The 20095-nt window shown below is 56.0% G+C and carries 17 protein-coding genes and 1 pseudogene; 11 read left to right on the forward strand and 7 right to left on the reverse strand.

The genetic code is table 11. The features are described 5' to 3' along the window. Positions 1–35: 35 nt before the first annotated feature. The 3 genes from V8L71_RS15265 to V8L71_RS15275 are packed head-to-tail and all read right to left on the reverse strand — an operon-like array spanning position 36 to position 3629. Complete coding sequence (locus tag V8L71_RS15265) at positions 36–179, reverse strand: hypothetical protein (RefSeq protein WP_336274660.1); 144 nt, start codon at positions 177–179, stop codon at positions 36–38. Then, positions 172–1218, reverse strand: coding sequence for a PDDEXK nuclease domain-containing protein (locus V8L71_RS15270; RefSeq protein ID WP_336274661.1), 1047 nt, complete (start codon positions 1216–1218; stop codon positions 172–174). Before V8L71_RS15270 ends, V8L71_RS15265 begins: the two co-directional genes overlap by 8 nt. After that, a complete protein-coding gene (locus V8L71_RS15275) occupies positions 1215–3629 on the reverse strand; it encodes a type I restriction-modification system subunit M (RefSeq protein WP_336274662.1) in 2415 nt (804 codons plus the stop codon). The genes V8L71_RS15270 and V8L71_RS15275 overlap by 4 nt, the downstream gene beginning before the upstream one ends. 233 nt (positions 3630–3862) lie before the next feature. Here V8L71_RS15275 and V8L71_RS15280 point away from each other — a divergent pair, with 233 nt between their 5' ends. The 3 genes and pseudogenes from V8L71_RS15280 to V8L71_RS15290 all read left to right on the forward strand — a co-directional run bounded on the left by V8L71_RS15280 (position 3863) and on the right by V8L71_RS15290 (position 6531). Beyond that, positions 3863–4438, forward strand: a complete 576-nt coding sequence (locus V8L71_RS15280) for a histidine phosphatase family protein (protein WP_336274663.1) — start codon at positions 3863–3865, stop codon at positions 4436–4438. A gap of 63 nt (positions 4439–4501) precedes the next feature. Further along, the gene (locus V8L71_RS15285; protein WP_336274664.1) at positions 4502–5542 is read left to right on the forward strand and encodes a zinc-dependent alcohol dehydrogenase family protein; all 1041 of its coding nucleotides are present in this window, start codon (positions 4502–4504) and stop codon (positions 5540–5542) included. Positions 5543–5655: 113 nt separating this feature from the next. Beyond that, a pseudogene (locus tag V8L71_RS15290) lies at positions 5656–6531 on the forward strand (pirin family protein). 146 nt (positions 6532–6677) lie between these two features. Here the strand turns inward: V8L71_RS15290 and V8L71_RS15295 are convergent. Then, on the reverse strand, positions 6678–7289 hold the full coding sequence (locus V8L71_RS15295) for a DNA-3-methyladenine glycosylase family protein (protein ID WP_431313185.1): 612 nt from the start codon (positions 7287–7289) through the stop codon (positions 6678–6680). A gap of 184 nt (positions 7290–7473) precedes the next feature. On the opposite strand from V8L71_RS15295, the gene V8L71_RS15300 reads away from it, so the two are divergent. Together V8L71_RS15300 and V8L71_RS15305 are read left to right on the forward strand one after the other, a co-directional pair. Continuing rightward, on the forward strand, positions 7474–8685 hold the full coding sequence (locus tag V8L71_RS15300; RefSeq protein WP_336274666.1) for an MFS transporter: 1212 nt from the start codon (positions 7474–7476) through the stop codon (positions 8683–8685). 113 nt (positions 8686–8798) lie between these two features. Then, on the forward strand, positions 8799–9050 hold the full coding sequence (locus tag V8L71_RS15305) for a YMGG-like glycine zipper-containing protein (protein ID WP_336274667.1): 252 nt from the start codon (positions 8799–8801) through the stop codon (positions 9048–9050). A gap of 14 nt (positions 9051–9064) precedes the next feature. Here the strand turns inward: V8L71_RS15305 and V8L71_RS15310 are convergent, their stop codons facing one another. After that, on the reverse strand, positions 9065–9760 hold the full coding sequence (locus V8L71_RS15310; protein WP_336274668.1) for an extensin-like domain-containing protein: 696 nt from the start codon (positions 9758–9760) through the stop codon (positions 9065–9067). Between the two features lie 149 nt (positions 9761–9909). On the opposite strand from V8L71_RS15310, the gene gmk reads away from it, so the two are divergent. The 4 genes from gmk (at position 9910) to V8L71_RS15330 (ending at position 13570) form a co-directional block, all read left to right on the forward strand. Then, positions 9910–10542, forward strand: coding sequence for a guanylate kinase (gene gmk, locus V8L71_RS15315; protein WP_336274669.1), 633 nt, complete (start codon positions 9910–9912; stop codon positions 10540–10542). Positions 10543–10661: 119 nt separating this feature from the next. Next, positions 10662–10919, forward strand: a complete 258-nt coding sequence (gene rpoZ, locus V8L71_RS15320) for a DNA-directed RNA polymerase subunit omega (RefSeq protein WP_007112267.1) — start codon at positions 10662–10664, stop codon at positions 10917–10919. 30 nt (positions 10920–10949) lie between these two features. Further along, positions 10950–13082, forward strand: a complete 2133-nt coding sequence (locus V8L71_RS15325; RefSeq protein ID WP_336274670.1) for a RelA/SpoT family protein — start codon at positions 10950–10952, stop codon at positions 13080–13082. A 98-nt stretch (positions 13083–13180) separates the two neighbouring features. Continuing rightward, positions 13181–13570: a RidA family protein gene (locus V8L71_RS15330; RefSeq protein ID WP_022521094.1), complete on the forward strand. Its 390-nt coding sequence runs from the start codon at positions 13181–13183 to the stop codon at positions 13568–13570. Between the two features lie 9 nt (positions 13571–13579). Here the strand turns inward: V8L71_RS15330 and V8L71_RS15335 are convergent, their stop codons facing one another. Beyond that, the gene (locus tag V8L71_RS15335; protein WP_336274671.1) at positions 13580–14461 is read right to left on the reverse strand and encodes an SDR family oxidoreductase; all 882 of its coding nucleotides are present in this window, start codon (positions 14459–14461) and stop codon (positions 13580–13582) included. A gap of 234 nt (positions 14462–14695) precedes the next feature. On the opposite strand from V8L71_RS15335, the gene V8L71_RS15340 reads away from it, so the two are divergent. Both V8L71_RS15340 and recG read left to right on the forward strand, forming a co-directional pair. After that, complete coding sequence (locus V8L71_RS15340; protein WP_336274672.1) at positions 14696–15625, forward strand: hydrogen peroxide-inducible genes activator; 930 nt, start codon at positions 14696–14698, stop codon at positions 15623–15625. After that, the gene (recG, locus tag V8L71_RS15345) at positions 15622–17700 is read left to right on the forward strand and encodes an ATP-dependent DNA helicase RecG (protein WP_336274673.1); all 2079 of its coding nucleotides are present in this window, start codon (positions 15622–15624) and stop codon (positions 17698–17700) included. Before V8L71_RS15340 ends, recG begins: the two co-directional genes overlap by 4 nt. Here recG and yccS read toward each other — a convergent pair. Next, positions 17697–19901: a YccS family putative transporter gene (yccS, locus tag V8L71_RS15350; protein ID WP_336274674.1), complete on the reverse strand. Its 2205-nt coding sequence runs from the start codon at positions 19899–19901 to the stop codon at positions 17697–17699. The genes recG and yccS overlap by 4 nt on opposite strands. Positions 19902–20095: the final 194 nt, after the last annotated feature.

A 20095-nucleotide genomic window follows, 5' to 3' on the forward strand; every position in this document is an offset into this window, starting at 1 on the left:
CACCCGAAACTGGGGGGTCACTGGTTCAGTGTCGCTTAACCCAGGAAAAGTGAAGGAAATCGAGCGTAATAAAAAGGCTGCTTAAGCTCAGCCATTTGGACAACTGGGTTGAAAATCACCGCACCCTGCGCCGCTTCAACCAGATACGTTGCACTCATTTCTGCTACCTGATCATTCATTGTCTGACTCCTGCTGCTGGAGTTGTTCCACTGCCTGGGCGCGCTCGCGCTCCAGCTCGCGTTTAAGCTCTGCTTCGCTCGGTAAATAGGGCAGGTACTTTGCCGCAAACAGCTGCTTTTGCTCGGCGAGCACCGAGTACTTCACTACCGCCTCGCTTTTTTCGCTGCATAGCACCAGGCCGATGGTGGGGTTGTCGTCGCTACCTTTGCGCTGCTCATCGTACAGGCGCACGTAGGTATCCATCTGGCCGATATCCTGATGCTTGAGCTTGCCGAGTTTTAGATCCACCAGCAAAAAGCACTTCAGTTTGAAGTTGTAGAATACCAAGTCGATGTAGAAATCTTCGTCGTCAAAGCGGATACGCTGCTGGCGCTCGACAAACGCAAAGCCTTTGCCCAGTTCCAGCAGAAACTGCTGCAGGTTGCTGATAATCGCCTGTTCTAACTGGCTTTCCTGGTAGGTTTTACCCTGCAGATTAAGGAAATCCAGAATGTAGGGGTCACGCAGGTAATCCTTAGCGGTTTCTGCCATCGGCTGGGTGTTGTCTTGCGCTTCCTGCTCCACCAGGGCTTTGTTCTGGCTGGCCAGAAGACGCTCGTAGTAGAGGGTGCTAATCTGGCGCTCTAGGGCTCTGGCGCTCCAGCTTTGGTTAATGGCCTCTTGCAAATACCAGTCCCGGGCTTGGGCATTGTCTATTCGCAGCAGGGTGCGATAGTGAGTCCAGCTCAATTCGGTACGCACTGCGTTCCGTTTTGGAAAACTTTGATAAAACTGGCGCATATTGCGTAGGTTGCGGACATCAAAGCCTTTACCCAGCCGTTCGGTGAGCTGATGCGAAAGCTGCTGGAGCTGCTGTTTACCGTATTCGGCACGGCTGCTGCCTTGCTGCTCATGCTCGATTATCAATCGGCCTATTTCCCAGTAGCTTTGTACCATGGCCGTATTCACGGCTTGGCGCACCTGCCCGCGTGCTTGCTCTATCTGCTGGGCAATCGCGCTAACCAGGCTATGCAATGCTGTTGGGTTCTGCTCCGTCATAGGCTTAGCCCCATGGCGCGTAAATGCTGCGCTACTTTGTCACTTAACTGCTCGACCGACTGGGTGATGGTGGGGAGCGGCTCGGCATAGCGCTCTTCCAGCTGTTTCACGCGGTTAGCTAGCTGCTGCGTCACGCGCTCGATCTCTGCCTCGATCTGGCTTTGCAGGGTGGCGAGCCATTTATCTTCGACGACAAGCGTTTTGATCTCGGCTTCGCTAAGCGTTGGGTAGTGCTTGAACACCGCAATATCCAGCGCTTCTTGGGCATCTTTGAGTGCTTTTTTAGCATTGGCTTCGGCATCAAAGCACTTTTTAGCCTGATTGAACGCTGCCTTTTCATCGGGGTCGGTGGCAAGCTTTAGGCGCGCTGTAACCGTGGCCTTGGTGACCTTGTCTTTCTCGTTCAACGCATCATTCAGCAGGCCATCTTCCCCGCTGTTTTCCTCTATATAGCTTTCCAGCGCTTGTGTGGCGGTGTCTACGGCGGCTTGCAGCGTATCAATGTGGGCTTGTTCGTCCGCAAAATAACGCGCAACGATCAGCGTGGGTGGAATAAGCTCGGCCTTGTATTTGGTTTTATTGATGATGAGGTCTGGCGTTTCTTTTAGCTTCTCACCTTTTTTCACCACCAGTTTGCGCATGACGCTACCGGCTGACCAGCCATCCTGTACCAGCACATAGACATCGTCCTGCATCTCTTCTGCCCAGTAGTCCATCAGGATCTGGTAGATGTCGTATTTACTCAACAAAGGCTGGCCGGTGTAGCTTTCCAGCAGGTCTTCGCTAATGGTGTGAATCAGCTCTTTGGGTTTGTCGCCAATGCTTATTTGCTTCAGGGCCGCACGCTCACGCCAGCGTGAAAAGGGCTGCAGGCTTTGGCGGGCAAACGCGGTAAATTCCGGGTGGTTGAGTATGCTGCTTTTTACTTCGGCAGCGGCCACCAGCGAGCGGCAGTATCCAGGGCGTTCATCAGCAAACAGCGTGGCCCGCATGGCGGGAAATACCTGCCAGTAGTCGTTTAGTGCATCTACATCACGCGTGGGGATACCGCCCTGCAAGTGGGCGCTGAGGTCGTGCAGGTCTTCCGGCTCGCTTGAATCGATGTAGCGCGGAATATTGAGGTTGTACTCATTAGCGGCGATTTCAGCTAAAGGCACCATGCGGCTATAGCGCGGCAGTGTTAGCTGCTTGGTAAAGACATCCACAACTTTGTGGATATCCTGGCTGCGCAGACGGTTTTTGTTGCCCTCTTTCATAAAGCCTTTGCTGGCATCGATCATAAAGATACCGCTACGCGCGTGGCTGTTCTCTTTATCAATCACAATAATGCAAGCGGGTATGCCGGTGCCATAAAACAGGTTGGCGGGCAGGCCAATAATGCCTTTGATGTAGCCCTGCTTGATGAGGTTTTCACGAATGCGGGCTTCGGCATTGCCCCGAAATAGCACGCCGTGGGGCAGAATAACTGCACCTTTGCCGGTGCTTTTCAGGCTTTTCAGTATGTGCAGTAGAAAGGTGTAGTCACCGTTCTTTTCTGGCGGTATGCCCCAGGTGAAGCGACCATATTCGTCTTCGTTGGGATTGAGGCCGCTCGTCCAGTTTTTGTTGGAGAACGGTGGATTGGCCACGGCAAAATCGAAGGTTTTCAGCTGGCCGTTAGTGTCCTTCCACTGAGGGGCACTCAGCGTGTTGTCTTGCCAGATTTTGGCCGTGGCGGTGTTGTGCAGGATCATGTTCATACGCGCGAGGGCGCTTGTCGCGTTGTCCATTTCCTGGCCGAAAATCGACAGGCCACGCGGGGCCTCATCACTGACTTTAAGCAGTAGTGAGCCCGAACCGCATGTCGGATCGTACACCGTGGCGTCCTGCGGTGTACTGGCACTAATGCCGATCACCTTCGCCAGAATGCGCGAGACTTCCGAAGGCGTATAGAACTGGCCCTTGGATTTACCGGATTCGGTGGCGAAGTGGCGCATCAGGTATTCGTAAGCATCGCCCAGTAGATCATCGCCATCGGCGCGGTTGGCGGACAGGTTCAGCCCTTCAAAGATGCCGATCAGCTTGGTGAGGCGATCCACCATCTCTTTGCCTTTACCCAGCCGGTCTTCATCATTGAAGTCGGCCACATCAATCACGCCTTTGAGTTCGTTCTGTTCGGCCAGTGCGCTGATGATTTTGTTAATACGGTCGCCAATTTCCTTATCGCCTTTTAGCGCGACCATATCGTCAAAGCTGGCTCCTTTAGGCACGATAATCATGCCATAGGGGTCACCTTTGTATTTGTCTGAAACGTATTTCATAAACAGCAGGGTCAGCACATAGTCTTTGTACTGGCTGGCATCCATACCGCCGCGCAGTTCATCACAGCTTGCCCAAAGGGATGAGTAGAGCTCGTTCTTCTTAATGGCCATTTGGGATCCTTACATTACGGTCGTGTCGGCGCCAAGCGAGCCGCCACACGCTTAAAATGTCGTGTACTTTGCAATCAAACAGCACATAAAGCTAATGGGGCGCTTCAGTATCAGCTTGGCGCTTTGAAAATTGGAGCTGATTATAACTTTTTGGGCGAGCGATAACGCTTGAGTGTGAGGCCGATTTCCCGTTAGTTCTTAATTTTATATGGCACAGCCAATGAGGTTTCTCCATGTTCACCCTACGCCACTTCACGTTAACCCTACTGCTCGCTGTGCTGAGCAGCCTGCCCATCAGCACCCAGGCAAATGAAACAACTTGGCAAGCACTCCAAGAAGGCGGCTTGGTGATTCTTATGCGCCACTCCCTGGCGCCTGGCATTGGTGACCCGCCGGGTTTTGAGATTTCCAGATGCGATACCCAGCGCAACCTTTCGGCCCAGGGGCGCGCCCATGCGCAAGCCGCGGGTCGTGAATTTCGTGCGCGGGGTATTCCCATTACGGCCGTGTATTCATCGCGTTGGTGCCGGGCGCTGGATACCGCTGAGCTGATGGCGCTGGGGCCTGTAACGCCTACCCCCTGGCTGGATTCATTCTTTCGCGGGCGCGGTGATCAGGCGGCCATCACCCAAACGGCTCAAGAGCAGATCGCTGCCTGGCAGGGGCCGGGCAATTTGTTGCTGGTCACTCATCAGGTGAACATCACGGCGTTGGTGGGCAGCGGTGTTGGCTCGGGTGAGATGATCGTGGTGCTCCCCACGAATAATTCGTTTCAAGTAGTGGGGCGGTTAAACGTTAGCGGTAACTAATTCGCTTCTTACCCATGTAAGCAGTTATAAAGTAAAAAAAGCGAAACCGTTTAGGAGACCTTGATGAAAGCCGTTGTGTTTGAGCAGTTTTCCGCCCCTCCCAGCATCCAGCAGGTGCCTGACCCTTCACCAGCGCCTCATGGGGTGGTGGTCAAGGTGATGGCCAACGGAGTATGCCGCAGCGACTGGCATGGCTGGGTGGGGCATGACACGGATATCCAGCTTCCCCATGTGCCAGGGCATGAGCTTGCTGGCGTTGTGGAAGCCGTGGGTAAAGACGTCAAAAAGTGGCGTATTGGTGACCGTGTGACGGTGCCCTTCGTTGGCGGTTGCGGTACTTGCCCTGAGTGCCACTCGGGCAATCATCAGGTGTGCGATAGCCAGTTTCAGCCCGGTTTTACGCACTGGGGCTCCTTTGCCGAGTATGTGGGCATTCACTACGCTGATGTGAATTTAGTAGCGCTGCCGGAAACCCTCGATTTCGCCACGGCGGCGAGCTTGGGTTGCCGTTTCGTCACTTCGTTTCGGGCAGTGGTGGATCAGGGCAAAACAGCGGCAGGCCAGTGGGTGGCGGTTCACGGCTGTGGCGGTGTTGGGCTTTCTGCTGTGATGATTGCCAATGCGATTGGCGCCAACGTGGTCGCTATCGATATTTCAGAAGAGGCGCTTGATCTGGCCCGTCAATTGGGCGCTACTGCCACCGTGAATGCCGCCAAGGTACCCAATGTGGTCGAAGCGGTGGCGGAGATAACCCGGGGCGGCGCTCACGTGTCGCTGGATGCGCTAGGCCACCCAACGACCTGCTTTAACTCCATCAGCAATCTGCGTAAACGTGGCAAGCATGTTCAGGTTGGGTTGATGTTAGCCGAGAACAGTACGCCCGCCATTCCCATGAGCAAGGTGATCGCCAACGAACTGGAGATACTGGGTAGCCATGGCATGCAGGCGCATCGCTATGACGCCATGCTGGCGATGATCGAGTCAGGAAAGCTGGCGCCTGAAAAGCTGATCGGTAAACGCATCACGCTCGAGCAGTCGATTGATGCGCTGATGAACATGGATAAGTTTGAAGGGGCGGGCGTGACGGTGGTGACCGAGTTTTGAGAAAACCGCTCAGCTTGTTAATAACAATTTCCTGCAACGAAACGAGGCAAATTATTCGCTCCTCATCTTTGGGTTGAGGTTTTACGCTGGGCAGTATTGATAAGGAGCAAAATATGCCATCAGACACTATTCAATCAGCACGCCGCGTGATCGCTCAGCATCCGGCCAAGCGCGATGATATCGGCGATTTAGTTACCCGGCGCCCGCTGCCGGGGCCGCAGCTTGAACAGCTCGATCCGTTTCTGTTTCTTAATCACCATGGCCCTCAAACCTACCCGGCTAACAATCAGGGGCTGCCGTTTGGCCCGCACCCGCACCGTGGCTTTGAAACGGTGACTTTTATTTTAGAAGGCTCGCTGGCACATGCAGACAGCGCTAAGCATCAAAGCGTGATCAATGCGGGCGGTGTGCAGTAGATGACCGCGGGCAGCGGCATTGTGCATGCGGAAATTTCGCCACCGGAGTTTCTGCGCGAAGGTGGCCCGCTGGAAATTCTCCAGCTATGGGTCAATCTGCCATCGCGTTTGAAAATGAGCGAGCCGCGCTATGTGGGGCTGCAGCAGGCGGACATACCTGCCATTGCGCTGCCCGGCGGCGGTGAGCTGAACCTGATCGCCGGTGAGTGGCAGGGCAGTGCTGGCCCTGTCGAAACGCTAACCGGCGTGTTCATGTCGACGCTGAAGTTGCCTGCCGGTGCCCATGAACAGCTGCCCGTTGCCCCTGGGCGGCAGGTGTTTCTTTACGTTGTGAATGGTGATGTCGAAGTGGGCGGTGAGCCGGTGCGGCCTCATCATTTAATCGAAGTGGATCGCGACGGCAGTAGCCTAGATATTGAAGCCAGCAGCGATGCGCGTCTACTGTTTGGTCACGGTGATGTAATCGACGAGCCGATCTACTCCCACGGGCCGTTTGTGATGAATACCCGCGAAGAGATCGTTCAGGCGGTCGAGGACTATCAGAACGGCAAATTTGGCGGCCTGGATGCTTAGGCTCTGTCTGAAAAGTCGGCGAGCGAAGGCCAGACAAGGCAAAAATCGGTGAAAAGACGGAGTTTACGTTGTGTAAATGAGTACTTTGAGACGATTTTTAACGCCGTATGGTCGAGCGCAGCCAGTTTTCAGGCTGAGCCTACTGTTTAAAGCGGCTCGCCGCGATAGTAGTGCCATAGAAACAGCGAACCCACGCTTCGCCAGGGCGCCCAGTGTTCGACTAGCTGGCGCGCCTGTTTGGGCGTGGGCTTGTCGTCCATGCCTTTTAGGCGGCCAAGCGCTACCCGCAGGGCAAGATCATCGGCGGGGAAGACATCCGGGCGTTTGAGCGAGAACATCAGGTAGATCTCGGCACTCCAGCGGCCAAAACCGCGCAGCGCGGTAATCGCAGCAATCACTTCCTCATCACTCAGGTGCTCAAGCCCATCGGCGCTAAAAGTGCCTGCAAGTTCCGCTTCCGCCAGCCCCTTGGCATACTCGATCTTACGCCAGGAGAGACCCGCATCGCGCAGTGCTTGGCCCTCCACGTCCATCACTGCCTTGGCGTGCAGCTCAGGCAACAGTGTATTGACGCGGCCCATGATGGCGCGGGCTGCTTCGGTGGATAGCTGTTGGCTGACGATCGTACTGAAAAACGTTGCAAAGCCTTGGTCGCGCTGGCGTGGGCCAGGAGGCCCGACCAATGGGTAGGCGCGGGCAATATCTGGGTCGGCCTGAGCTAATGCTTGCATGGCTTGTTCAATGGTTTCGGGCGTCATCATTGCCTCACGCGTTTAGTAAAAGCCTCACACTAGCAAAGCGAGCGTAGAAGTGGGAAACCGCGGCGCTTATCTTCTTTGCCCGCTAACTTTTTGAGCGCCGTGTGTTTCTACTTTCGTCTAATCCTGCGATCATTTAACGCTAACCGAGATGCCACCAGTGCGATATCCCAAGGAGATAAGCATGCAGGATACGACAGCATCGTCGTCTCAAGGGCTGGCGCGTAACCCGCGCTTGGCCGAATTTGTGTTGGCGCTGGGTGGCTTTGGAATCGGCACCAGCGAGTTCGTCATTATGGGCTTGATGAACCGCGTGGCGGGCGATTTAGCCGTGACCGTGCCCCAGGTGGGCTATGCAATCAGTAGCTACGCACTGGGTGTGGTGGTCGGCGCGCCGCTGATTTCGGCGCTGGCTGCACGGGCGCCCCGGCGGCTTCTGTTGATTGTACTGATGCTGGTATTTGCAGTAGGCAATATCGCCAGTGCCATGGCGCCAGGCTTTTGGTCATTTGTAGGCCTGCGTTTTCTGGCTGGCTTACCGCATGGGGCTTATTTTGGCATTGCAGCGCTGGTGGCGGCGGGGGCGGTGCCGGTCGACCAGCGGGCGCGGGCTATCTCGCGGGTGATGATGGGCTTAACGGTGGCGATTTTGATTGGAGCGCCGTTGGGCACCTGGACAGGAAATCTGTTTGGCTGGCAGATCGCGTTTGTAGGCGTTGGTGGCATTGCGCTGCTAACGGCGCTGTTGATCAGACTTTATGTGCCGATTCAGCCAGTTGATTCGTTTGCGAGCCCTCTGCGTGAACTCTCCGCATTATTAAAACAGCGTGTATTAGTCGCGTTAGCCCTCGCCTGCATTGGCTGCGGCGGTATGTTTGCCATCTTTAGTTATGTGATGCCGACGTTAACCCAGCAGGCGGGCATGAGCGAATCGCTGGGGCCGTTGGTGCTGGTCATTTTTGGCTTGGGTTCCATTGCCGGTAATTTAATCGGCGGGCGTATGGCAGATAAAAACCTGATGCGTGCGATCCCGATCATTCTGCTGTGGTGTGGGGTGGTTCAGGGGTTGTTTTACTTCGCGGCGAATAATGTTTGGACGGGACTACTGTTTGTTGGCCTGGTGGGTACCAGCATGGCGCTGGCACCTTCGTTGCAAACCCGCTTAATGGATGTGGCTGAAGATGCCCAAACCATGGCGGCCTCACTCAATCATGCGGCCTTTAATGGCGCTAATGCTTTAGGTGCGTGGCTGGCGGGGTTGGCGATCAGCGCTGGTTTTAGCTGGTCAAGCACCGGCTTAGTCGGTGCTGGATTAGCGTTCTGCGGGTTAGTGATTTTTGCGGGTGGGCGCTGGCTGGAACAACGCACCTATGGCGCCGTGGCCCAGCGTGTCTAGCGTTGGCTAATTGTGCATAAACTTTGCATCGTTATCGAACAGTGATAATTAATATGGCAAAGACGGCGAATCCTCTCTAAGGTGAAAAAGCAGCAACCCATAAGGAGATGAGTATGCACACTCAAGTATTTAAAATGACACGTTCAGTGACTCTAGGCGCAGTGGTAGCGTTGACTATCGGCTTGGCAGGCTGTGGTACCTCTACCGGCGAGCGGACTGCTAGTGGTGCTGGCGTAGGTGCGGCTGTGGGCGCTGGTGCGGCGGCAGCTACAGGCGGTAGCATGACGCAAGGCGCTGTCATTGGCGGTGGTATTGGCGCCGCCACCGGTGCAGCTACGGATGAAGACGATATCAACCTCGAATAAGGGCGGTTGATACGTTAGCGACACAGACGAAATCCGCGCATGCCCATATGAAAGTGATCGGCATGCGCGGCGTTGTAATCCGGCCCTAATACGTTGCCGAAGGTGTTGCAGGCACTATCCCGCGCGGCGCGTAAAAACTCCCCCGCTGCACCTTCATCATCCCAGTGATTGATCAGCGAAATGTGCTGGCCATTCTCAAACTGAAACCCCACCACATCCAGCGCTTCGGCGGTGGCGTGTTCGCTGCGTCTGCCCGTTTCACGGCCATAAACATTGCGGCAGGCAAAGCTACCCACATGGTTAACCTGGCTCACCCGGCTGCCTATAATTTCCTCGGCGGCGGGCTGTAACGCGTGGCGTTCATACATCACCCACGCCAGCGCCATGGGGCAGGACGCCACGAAGCTCCGATTAAACGCCACATCGCTTGACTGCATGCGCACGACATTGGAAAGCGGGCAGCTTGCCGTGGGGGTGTAATCGGCCAGTGGCGTGTAGCGCAGCTCGCCTTCGGGCACCGTATCTAACGCAGCTAAGCAGCCCGCGCGGTCGTCCGCCAAGCGGCTTAGCTTAAGCTGCGTGACCGGCGTGATGGGGTCGTCAATGTGTAGCGGTGCCCAGAGCGCCCAGTGGCGGGGAATCTCAATAATGCCTTTTTGTAGGGCTACGCCGAGTGCAATCAGGCCTAAAATAAATAGCGTACTGCGCATGCTTACCTCCCTGTATGTCGCTGCCAACGCTACAGTCGCAGCGATGGGTGTGCGATACTGCGCAGCCTTACTGCTCTGCTGCAGTCGCTTTACTGTTCTTTGCTACTTATTTTCGCTACTTATTTTGCCAACTGAGGGGAACGCGCTTCATGTCCCAAGGTACGCTTTTTATCGTTTCTGCTCCGTCGGGTGCTGGCAAGACTAGCTTGGTGCGCGAGCTAATTGAAAGTCTGGATGGGATTCAGGTGTCGGTCTCGCATACCACACGTGCCAAGCGCGAGGGTGAAGTGGATGGCGTGAATTATCATTTTACCGATGTGGCTGAGTTTGAAGCGATGATCGCGCGCGGCGAGTTCTTTGAGTATGCCAACGTCTTTGATAATTACTATGGTACTTCGCGGAAGGCGGTCGAGGTATTACTGGCAGCTGGGCAGGACGTTATTCTGGAGATCGACTGGCAGGGCGCCCAGCAAGTGCGTGAGCAAATGCCTGATGCGGTGTCGATTTTTATACTTCCCCCTTCACGCGAAGAGTTAGAGCGGCGCCTTGCTAGCCGTGGCACCGATGAGCATGCCGTGATTGCCCGGCGTATGCGCGATGCAATAAGCGAAATGTCCCATTACCACGAATATGATTACTTAGTAGTGAATGATGACTTCACCACGGCGCTGCAAGAGTTACAATCATTAGTCATCAGCCGACGTTTAAGCCGCCCGGTAATGTGTGAGCGCCATGCGCCACTGTTAGCTGCACTCTTGTCACAGGCGCCTACGGTCGAGTAATCTATCAGGTTCTACTACTTTCTATTGCGTTGCACTATTTTTGTCGCACCATTTTTTTCACTGGGTCGGCGCCGTTCTCTACGGTGTCGGCCCGGTTCCGTCATAACAGGAAGGCTCCCATGGCTCGCGTAACCGTTGAAGATTGTCTTGAAAATGTTGAAAACCGTTTCAAGCTGGTGATGATTTCCACCCAGCGCGCTCGCCAGCTGGCGCGTGGCTCCCGCGATGCGCTGCTGCCATGGGAAAATGACAAGCCCACGGTCATGGCGCTGCGTGAAATTGCCGCAGGCCTGGTGGATCACACGGTACTGGACGAGCCAGTTGAAGCCGCTGTGCGTCCGCGCCCAGCCATGGCGCCTACTCATATCGACGACTAACGTTGCAACGAACCGATAGAGGCGCGGTAGATGTTCACCATTGATGACCTGGCCGATCGACTCGGCGGCTATTTACCCCCGGATGAAATCCAGCAGGTCAAACGTGCCTTTTATTATGCTGAGCAGGCCCACGACGGCCAGCGGCGGCGTTCCGGCGAGCCTTACGTTACCCACCCGCTGGCGGTAGCGAATATTCTTGCCAATATGCACATGGACCATCAAAGCCTGATGGCCGCCATGCTACATGACGTTATCGAAGATACCGGCGTTTCCAAAAAAGCCCTGGAGGCTCAGTTTGGCAAACCGGTAGCAGAACTGGTCGATGGGGTATCCAAACTTACCCAAATCACCTTTGAAGACAAAGCCGTCGCCCAGGCGGAAAATTTCCAGAAGATGGTGCTGGCGATGTCGCGGGATATCCGCGTTATCATCGTTAAGCTGGCCGACCGGCTGCATAACATGCGCACCCTGGGCGCCTTGCGCCCTGATAAAAAGCGCCGCATTGCCCGTGAAACACTGGAAATTTATGCCCGCATTGCCGGGCGACTGGGCATCAACACTATTCGTGTTGAGCTTGAGGATCTCTCTTTTCAAGCGATTCACCCGATGCGCGCCGAGCGCATCAAGCGTGCGGTGGCTAAAGCGCGTGGGCATAGGCGCAGCGCGATGCGTGAAATCCAGTCATCGCTGCAAAAAAGCCTGGATGAAGATGGCCTGAACGGCACAGTGATTGGCCGGCAAAAACATCTACTGTCGATCTACAAGAAGATGCGCGACCAGCGTAAGCCCTTCGCCGAAATTATGGATGTGTTTGGATTTCGCATCATTACCGAAGATGTGGCCAGCTGTTACCGAATTTTAGGCGTGGTGCATAACCTCTATAAGCCGGTACCGGGGCGCTTTAAAGACTATATTGCGATTCCCAAAGCGAACGGCTACCAGAGCCTGCATACCACCTTGTTTGGTTCTCGCGGTATGCCTATTGAGGTACAGATACGTACCCGTGAGATGGAAGCGATGGCCAATAACGGTATTGCCGCTCACTGGCTTTACAAGGCAGGGCAAACGTCGCACCCGATTGCCGAAGGCAGCCACGCTCGTGCTCGCGCCTGGGTGAAAGGATTGCTGGAGATGCAGCGCCACGCAGGTGATTCGTTAGAGTTTATCGAACACGTTAAAAACGACCTGTTCCCTGATGATATCTACGTGTTTACCCCCAAAGGCGACATCATGGAGCTGCCGCAAGGCGCGACCGTGATCGACTTCGCCTATACCGTACACACGGATATAGGCAATAACTGTATTGCTTGCCGGATTGACCGTCACTTGGCACCGCTCTCGACACGCTTAGAGAGCGGCCAGACGTTGGAAATTATTACCGCCCCTGGTGCGCGCCCGAACCTTGCCTGGCTCAACTTTGTGACCACCGCCAAGGCGCGTTCGGCGATCCGCCATGCACTGAAATACCAGCAGCAGACCGAAGCCGTCATGCTGGGTCGGCGCTTGCTCAATAAAGCCCTGGCGCCGTTTGATACCAGCCTGGAAGAGCTGGATGAAAGCGCCATTAAACGCGCCTTTAAAGAGTTGGATGTCTCTTCAGAAGAGTCTCTATTGGAATCGCTGGGGCTAGGCAATCGTATGACTCACGTGGTGGCACGGCGCCTAGTGGATGCCGCCCACGGTGATGATACTTATGAGCATCCCGCGGGAATTGAAGGCAGCAAAGCCGTGGTGATCAGCGGTAGTGAAGGCATGGTGACCAACTTTGCGCGCTGCTGCCACCCGCTACCGGGCGACCCTGTGGTGGGCCACCTTTCTACCGGCAAAGGCTTGGTCGTTCACCGCGCCGAATGTAAAAACGTTGCGGATAAAAACGACCCCGATAAGCTCTTCGCGCTGGAATGGTCGGATACGATCGATGAGGACTTCCCGGTCGCACTGCGTATCGAAATTGAGAGCCGCCGAGGGCTGGTCGCAGAACTGGCCGGGCTGGTCACCGACGCCGATGCCAATATCGAGCGTATCGGCATTGAAGAGCGCGATGCCCGCCTTTCCACCGTCAATTTGACGCTGTCGGTAAAAGGGCGCGTCCACTTGGCACGCATTATCAAACGTATCCGCAATCTTCCCAACGTGGGAAAAATCACCCGACTCGCCAACTAACACCCAATATAACGTCATGCTGATAAAGCGTCGGCAGTGAACACTATTTTTTAGTATTCAATCATTAGGTATGAATCATTACAGGAGCGAGACATCGCATGAGCAATAAGGCTGTTATCAACACCAGCAAAGCCCCCGCTGCTATTGGCCCTTACTCCCAGGCTATTAAAGCGGGTAACACGGTTTATCTCTCTGGCCAAATCCCGCTCGATCCCGCGACCATGGCGATTGTGTCTGAGGATTTTGAAGCTCAGGCACGTCAGGTCTTCACCAACCTGCAAGCAGTGTGTGAAGAAGCGGCAGGTTCGCTGAGCGATATCGTTAAGCTGAATCTCTATTTGGTCGACTTGGATAACTTTGCGATTGTTAACCAAGTCATGGAAGAGTTCTTCACCGCGCCTTTCCCCGCCCGAGCCGCTGTTGGCGTGAAAGCGCTGCCCAAAGGCAGTCAGGTGGAAGCGGAAGCGGTGATGGTGATTGGCGATTAACCTAATCGGTTAGACCTGGTTCACCTCTAGGAAGCCGCCCTCTTTGAGCACCTGTGAATAGCCTTCGCGGTAGCTGGGGAAGCGGAACTGATAACCAGTGCTCAAGATGCGCTGGTTATCGCAACGCTTGCTGGTCCGACGGCGCAAAGGGGACTGCATGGTCTCGGTGGCCTCTACTTTAAGCTGAGTCGCCAACCACGTCATCACGTTATGCATGGTGACCGGCTCGCAGTCGCTGCCCAGGTAGATATCGGCCAGCGCTTCGCCGCTCTCCTGATAACGAATTAGGTGGGCAATAATGCCAGCACAGTCGTCACGGTGAATGCGGTTGGAGTAAACCACGGGGGTGATCGCCGCCACGCGTCCTTCAGCTACCTGATGAATCAGCCGGTCGCGTCCTGGGCCGTAAATGCCGGAAAAGCGAACGACCGTGCCGGGCAGTGAATGGTTGATGAGTGCCTGCTCGGCTTCGCACATTAGCGTGCCAGAGAAGCTGGTCGAATCAGCGGGGCTCTCTTCGTTAACGACTTCGCCTTCCTGCTGGCCATGTACGCTGGTCGAAGAGACGAAGAATACCCGACGCGGCGGCGCTTTGTGCTGCTCCATCACACTCAGAACGCGCTTTAACCCTTCTGGGTAGGCGGTTTGATAGGCACTTTCTTCGAAACGGTCAGCGCTGACGGTATAAACCACATAGTCTGCTTGGGGAAGGCTTTTGGCATCGGCGTCTTCGAGGTCGTTTAAATCCAGCTTCAGCGGTTTAATACCGGTGCCTTTTAAGGCCTCGACGTTGCGCCGCATCCCAATCACTTGGTGCCCTTCCTCAAGCAACTCGCGCCCAAGGTTGATCCCAATATCGCCACAGCCGATAATCAGTACGGTTAGCTTCACCGTGCTTACTCCTCTTGATTAATATTCCCTATTAGATGCAAAGTCTCTACCAACATTGACAATGAACTGTGTCATTGTCGGGTGAGAAAACCGTCGGCAGAGCTTGCTTGTCCTTTACCATCCCGCTGACTGCTATGATGCTAGGTTTTTCGTACAACACTATTTTCGTACAAACACTGTTTTCGTACATACCCTAGTCACAAGCTGCTACGAGAGGATGCCACTGGCACCGCTATGACTTTAACAGAACTTCGCTACATCGTAACCCTCGCCCAGGAGCGTCACTTTGGACGCGCGGCAGAACGCTGCCACGTTTCACAGCCCACACTCTCCGTGGCGGTGAAAAAGCTGGAGGAGGAGCTTGAAACGCCGCTATTTGAGCGCTCTAAGTCCACCGTACAAGTTACCCCGCTGGGTGAAAAGATCGTTGCTCAGGCGCAGCGTGTGCTGGAACAGAGCACGCTGATTTTCGAGCTGGCTAGTAGCGGCAAAGACCAGTTGGCCAACCCGCTGCGCATTGGGGCGATTTATACGATCGGGCCCTACCTGTTTCCTCATCTGGTCCCTGCGTTGGCCAACGCGGCCCCTCAGATGCCGCTGTATATTGAAGAGGGCATGACCGGCACGCTGCGCGCCAAACTCAGAAGCGGTGAACTGGATGTCATCATTGTAGCGCTGCCGTTTACAGAAACCGATGTGGTGACAAAGGCCATCTACGAGGAAGACTTTGAGATATTGATGCCCGCCAATCACTCTTGGGTCTCGCGCGAAGCGATCAATAAAGAGGATTTACTCGAAGAGCGCCTACTACTGCTTGGTGAAGGTCACTGCTTCCGCGACCAGATTCTGGAAGCCTGCCCGGCGATTACCCAAAAGCTCAACAGCCCTAATAACACGCTGATTGCTGAAGGCGGCTCGCTGGAAACCATTCGCCATATGGTCGCTTCCCGGCTGGGTATTACCGTTCTGCCGCAGTCGGCGCTGGGCACTAATCAGTATGAGAATGCCATGCTGGTGAGTCGACCGTTCGTAGCGCCAGCACCGTCGCGTACCGTGGCGATTGCCTGGCGGGCGAGCTTCCCACGCCCCAAAGCCATTGAGGCGCTGATTCAGGCGATCAGCCACTGCCAGCAGCCTACCCAGGCCGTGAAAAGCGCCCCATGAGCGATCTCTCCGCGCCCATCACCGCGCTGAAAGGCGTGGGCGAAGCGTTGTCGCTGAAGCTTGGCCGGCTGGGGATTGAGCGGGTCAGCGATCTACTGTTTCACCTGCCGCTGCGCTATCAGGACCGTACGCGGCTGACGCCGATTGGCCTGCTGCGGGCAGGGCAGGAGGCGGTGATCGAAGGCGAAGTAACCGCCTGCGACGTAGTAAAGGGGCGCCGCCGTAGCCTGTTGGTGCGCCTGCGTGATGCCAGCGGCATTCTGAGCCTGCGCTTTTTTCACTTTTCGCCCGCCCAGCAGCAACAGCTACGCCCTGGTGCGACGGTACGCGCCTTCGGTGAAGCGCGGGCCGGGGCAACTGGTTTAGAGATCTATCACCCCGAATACCGCCTCAGTGGTGGCAGTGAAACGCCGGTCGATGAGTATTTCACACCCATTTACCCCACCACGGAAGGCTTGAACCAACCGCGGCTGCGCGCTCTGGCTCAACAGGCGCTCGCGCTTCTCGACAGCGCACCCGAAGCGTTGCCCGATGTGATTCCCGAGACGCTGCTTCAGCGCTTTCAACTGCCGGGCTTGCACGCCAGCCTGCACTTGCTACATCAGCCACCGCCCGATGTGAACATTGAGCAACTCACCAGTGGCCAACACCCGGCCACGCGGCGTTTAGCGCTGGAAGAGCTGCTTGCTCACCAGCTTAGCCTGCGCGAGGTTCGCTTGCGTATTCAGGCCGATGGCGCGCCAACGCTACCGTCTGGGCGCAGCCTGCAGGCGCGCTTTTTGGCCCAACTACCGTTTGCGCTAACCGGCGCCCAGCGCCGCGTGCTGGAAGAGATCAGCCACGATTTAAGCCGCCCAGCGCCAATGCTACGGCTGATTCAGGGCGATGTGGGTTCGGGAAAAACCGTGGTCGCCGCCATGGCCGCGCTGAGCGCTTTGGCGGGCAATTGTCAGGCGGCGATTATGGCGCCGACTGAAATCCTCGCCGAGCAGCACTACCGCTCGTTTCAAGCCTGGTTTGAGCCGCTGGGCATCGAAGTAGCATGGCTGGCGGGCAAGCTCAAAGGCAAGGCGCGGCTGGATGCCAAAGCGGCGATTGCCGATGGCCGTGCGCGCATGGTGGTGGGCACTCATGCACTGTTTCAGGGCGACGTGCACTTTGAGTGTTTGGGGCTGGCGATTATTGACGAGCAGCACCGCTTTGGCGTGCATCAGCGTCTGGCGTTGCGCGAGAAAGGCGAAGCGGGCGGGCTTACCCCACATCAATTGATCATGACCGCCACACCGATTCCCCGCACCTTAGCCATGAGCGCCTATGCAGATCTCGATGTCTCGGTGATTGACGAGCTGCCTCCCGGCCGTACGCCGGTGAAAACCGTGGTGGTGCCCGATGAGCGCCGCCCCGAAGTGGTGGAGCGTATTCGACTGGCCTGCAGCGAAGGTCGTCAGGCCTATTGGGTGTGCACGTTGATTGATGAGTCCGACGTGCTGCAGTGTCAGGCCGCCGAAGTTACCCGTGATGAGCTAACGGAGGCGCTGCCTGAGTTGGCGGTGGGCTTGGTGCATGGACGGATGAAATCAAGCGAGAAAGCCGAGGTGATGACTGCCTTCAAAGCGGGGGAGCTGGATCTGCTGGTGGCTACCACGGTAATTGAAGTAGGGGTGGATGTGCCCAACGCCAGCCTGATGATTATCGAAAACCCTGAACGCTTAGGGCTTTCTCAGCTTCACCAGCTGCGTGGCCGGGTAGGGCGCGGCAGCACGGAAAGCTTCTGCGTACTGCTCTACCATCCGCCGCTGTCGAAAAGCTCCCGCCAGCGCTTGGCAGTGATGCGCGAAACCACCGATGGCTTCCGTATCGCCGAGAAAGACCTGGAAATTCGCGGTCCCGGCGAAGTGCTCGGCACCCGCCAAACCGGCTTGGCGCAGATGAAAATTGCCGATCTGGAGCGCGATGCCGACCTTCTGGAGCGAGTGAGCACCATGGCCCAAACGCTGCAGGGCAATCCCGAAATTACCGCCGTGCTGGTACGTCGTTGGTTAGGCGAAGCGGCAGGACGCTATGGACAAGTTTAAGCCGCGGCACTGCTGGCGGTGGGCGCTTCGCTACCTACCAGTCGGTTGGCGGCCTCGCCTAGCGGGGCGAGCTGCTCTGTAATAAGGCGGAGCTGGCTCTGAATAGGGCGATAAAGGGCGACGGTTTTGTCATCCGACATAGCGGTATTCTGCCCTTCTAATTGGGCTAACAGTTCAGCGGCTTGATCCGCTAGCGCCTCTATCGGCTGGCGTTTATTCAGCTGTTCTGCGATCTGACCCAACAGCTCTCCAATGCGTTTTGCTACCGGCACCAGCGTGGCGTCGTCTTCATCATCTGCCAACTGATGGCGGTGGGCGCCTAGCGCTGAAAGGTGGCTAAGCAGGGTATTGGAGAGCACTAGAAAACGCAGCCCGTTATCTGCATCCAGTTTCCGGTAGTGCCCTGGTTCGTGGAGCATATTGGTGAGTAGAGTGGAGAGTGCCGCGTCAGCGTTATGAGCATTGCGCCGCGCCAGGCGATAGGCCAAGTCATCCTGCTTGCCTTCCTCGTACTGGTGGATAATCTCTTCCAGGTAGCGGCGGTGGTTATTCAGCGCGTTGGCGGCTTCGCGATAGAGCCTGCGCCCATGCCAGTCGGGCAGAATAAAAAACACCGCTAAGCCCGCGATCAGCGAGCCAATCAAGGTATCAAACAGGCGGGGCAAGATCAGGTCAAAACCATCCCCTACCTGGTTGAAGCTGCACAGCACCAGTAGCGTGATGGAGGCAGTGGCAATCACGTAGTGTTTTTCGCGGTTGGCGAAGAACGACACCCCAGCGGCCACGGCGATCATGCTCTGCACCAGCGGGTGCGGGAAAAGGCTGATCGACGCCCAGCCCACCAACAGCCCCAGGACCGTGCCCATAATCCGCTGTGATAAGAAGCGTCGCGTGGTAGCGAAGTTGGGTCGGCAGACAAACAGGGTGGTGAGCAGAATCCAGAAACCCTGTTCGGGGTCGATCCATTGCAGAATCCCGTAGCCCGTCATTAACGCAATCGAGAGCCGCACGGCGTGACGAAAGGTGGGCGAGCCAAGGGTAAAGTTGAGGCGCACCCGCTTCCATGCTTCCAGCACACTGGACGGTGAGCGGTCATAAAGCGAGCTGTCGCGCCGTTCATCGCTGACACCAGGATTGTGGGCACTGGCGAGCTGGTTTTCCAACGTGGCTAGGTTATCTGCCAGCGCACTTAGTGGATAAAGTAGCGGACGCCACTCGGGCTTACCTCGGTCGCGTAAGTTCTCAATCGAAGCGTGTAAATCGGCCAGCGCCTCTTCACTCTGCTGATGGTCAAACGGCCGGTTGAGTAGCAGCGATTTGGCTAGCTGGCGACAGGAGCGCCCCTGCTGATCCAGCAGCCTTTGGCAGCGAAACAGCACATCATGATGGAAGAACGCTTTGCTGAGCGCGCTGTACGGGTAGTGAGTGGAGCTGGCGCGTTCATGAATGTCCTGAGCGATAAAGTAGATACGCAGGTAGCGGTTAAGCTTGCGGTCTCCGCGCTGGCCTTCAAGCCGTCTAAAAATCATCTCTTTGGCTTGATTCAGGGCATCGACCACTTTGCCGTTCTGGCGTGCCAGTGCTACCCGGCGCGCCTCCACGTCTACGCCCCGCACCGGCTCGAATAGCGCCGACTTCAGAATCAGAAACTCGCCCAGCGCCTTGTACACTCGCGCCATGCTCTGCTTCACCGGTTGGCGCGAAAATAGCGCGCACCATACGATCGAAATTAACCCGTACCAGACCGCCCCCGCCAACAGCAGCAGTTGGCGCGTGGCCACATCTTCATCAACGCCGCCGTGCTGCTCAATATTGATCATCGAGTAAATCGACAGGATTAACGTGCCGGAGGCTATCGTGGCGTAACGCTGCCCGATAGCGCCGAGCATAATGAGGATAAACGTCGAAACGCCCAGGCCAACCACAAACAGCCACGGCCAGGGAAACAGCCACTGCACGATAAAAGACGCCGACGTAAAACACACCAGCGTGACCTGCAGGGCTTGAAAGCGACCTTGCCAGCTGTCGTCAGTTTCAGACAGCGCGCAGGCGATAATGCCCAGAAAGAGGGGAATCACCAGAGCCACATCGCCCATTAAGCCGCTAAACAGCAGCGCACCGCTGAAGGCTATAAACACGCGCAGGCTGTAGGCGAATTTATCCAGCGTCCAAAGGCGCCGCAGCGGCAAAGAAATGGGCATAGGGTCTCTTAGGATGTTGTTTAGACTTTAGTATAAGTTGCTAGTATAGAGGGTGGCCGGGGCGTTTGTCGCTACCGGTTCAATCAACGTTTAGCGACATGCGCTTATTCTGCTGCTTGCCATACCTTAAATTGCTATACGTTGAAATTCAGCTGTCCTACTCACGTACTGGGTTGGTATAAGATATTGCTGTC

This window comes from Vreelandella indica, from assembly GCF_037070225.1.
Classification (GTDB): Bacteria; Pseudomonadota; Gammaproteobacteria; order Pseudomonadales; family Halomonadaceae; genus Vreelandella; species Vreelandella arctica.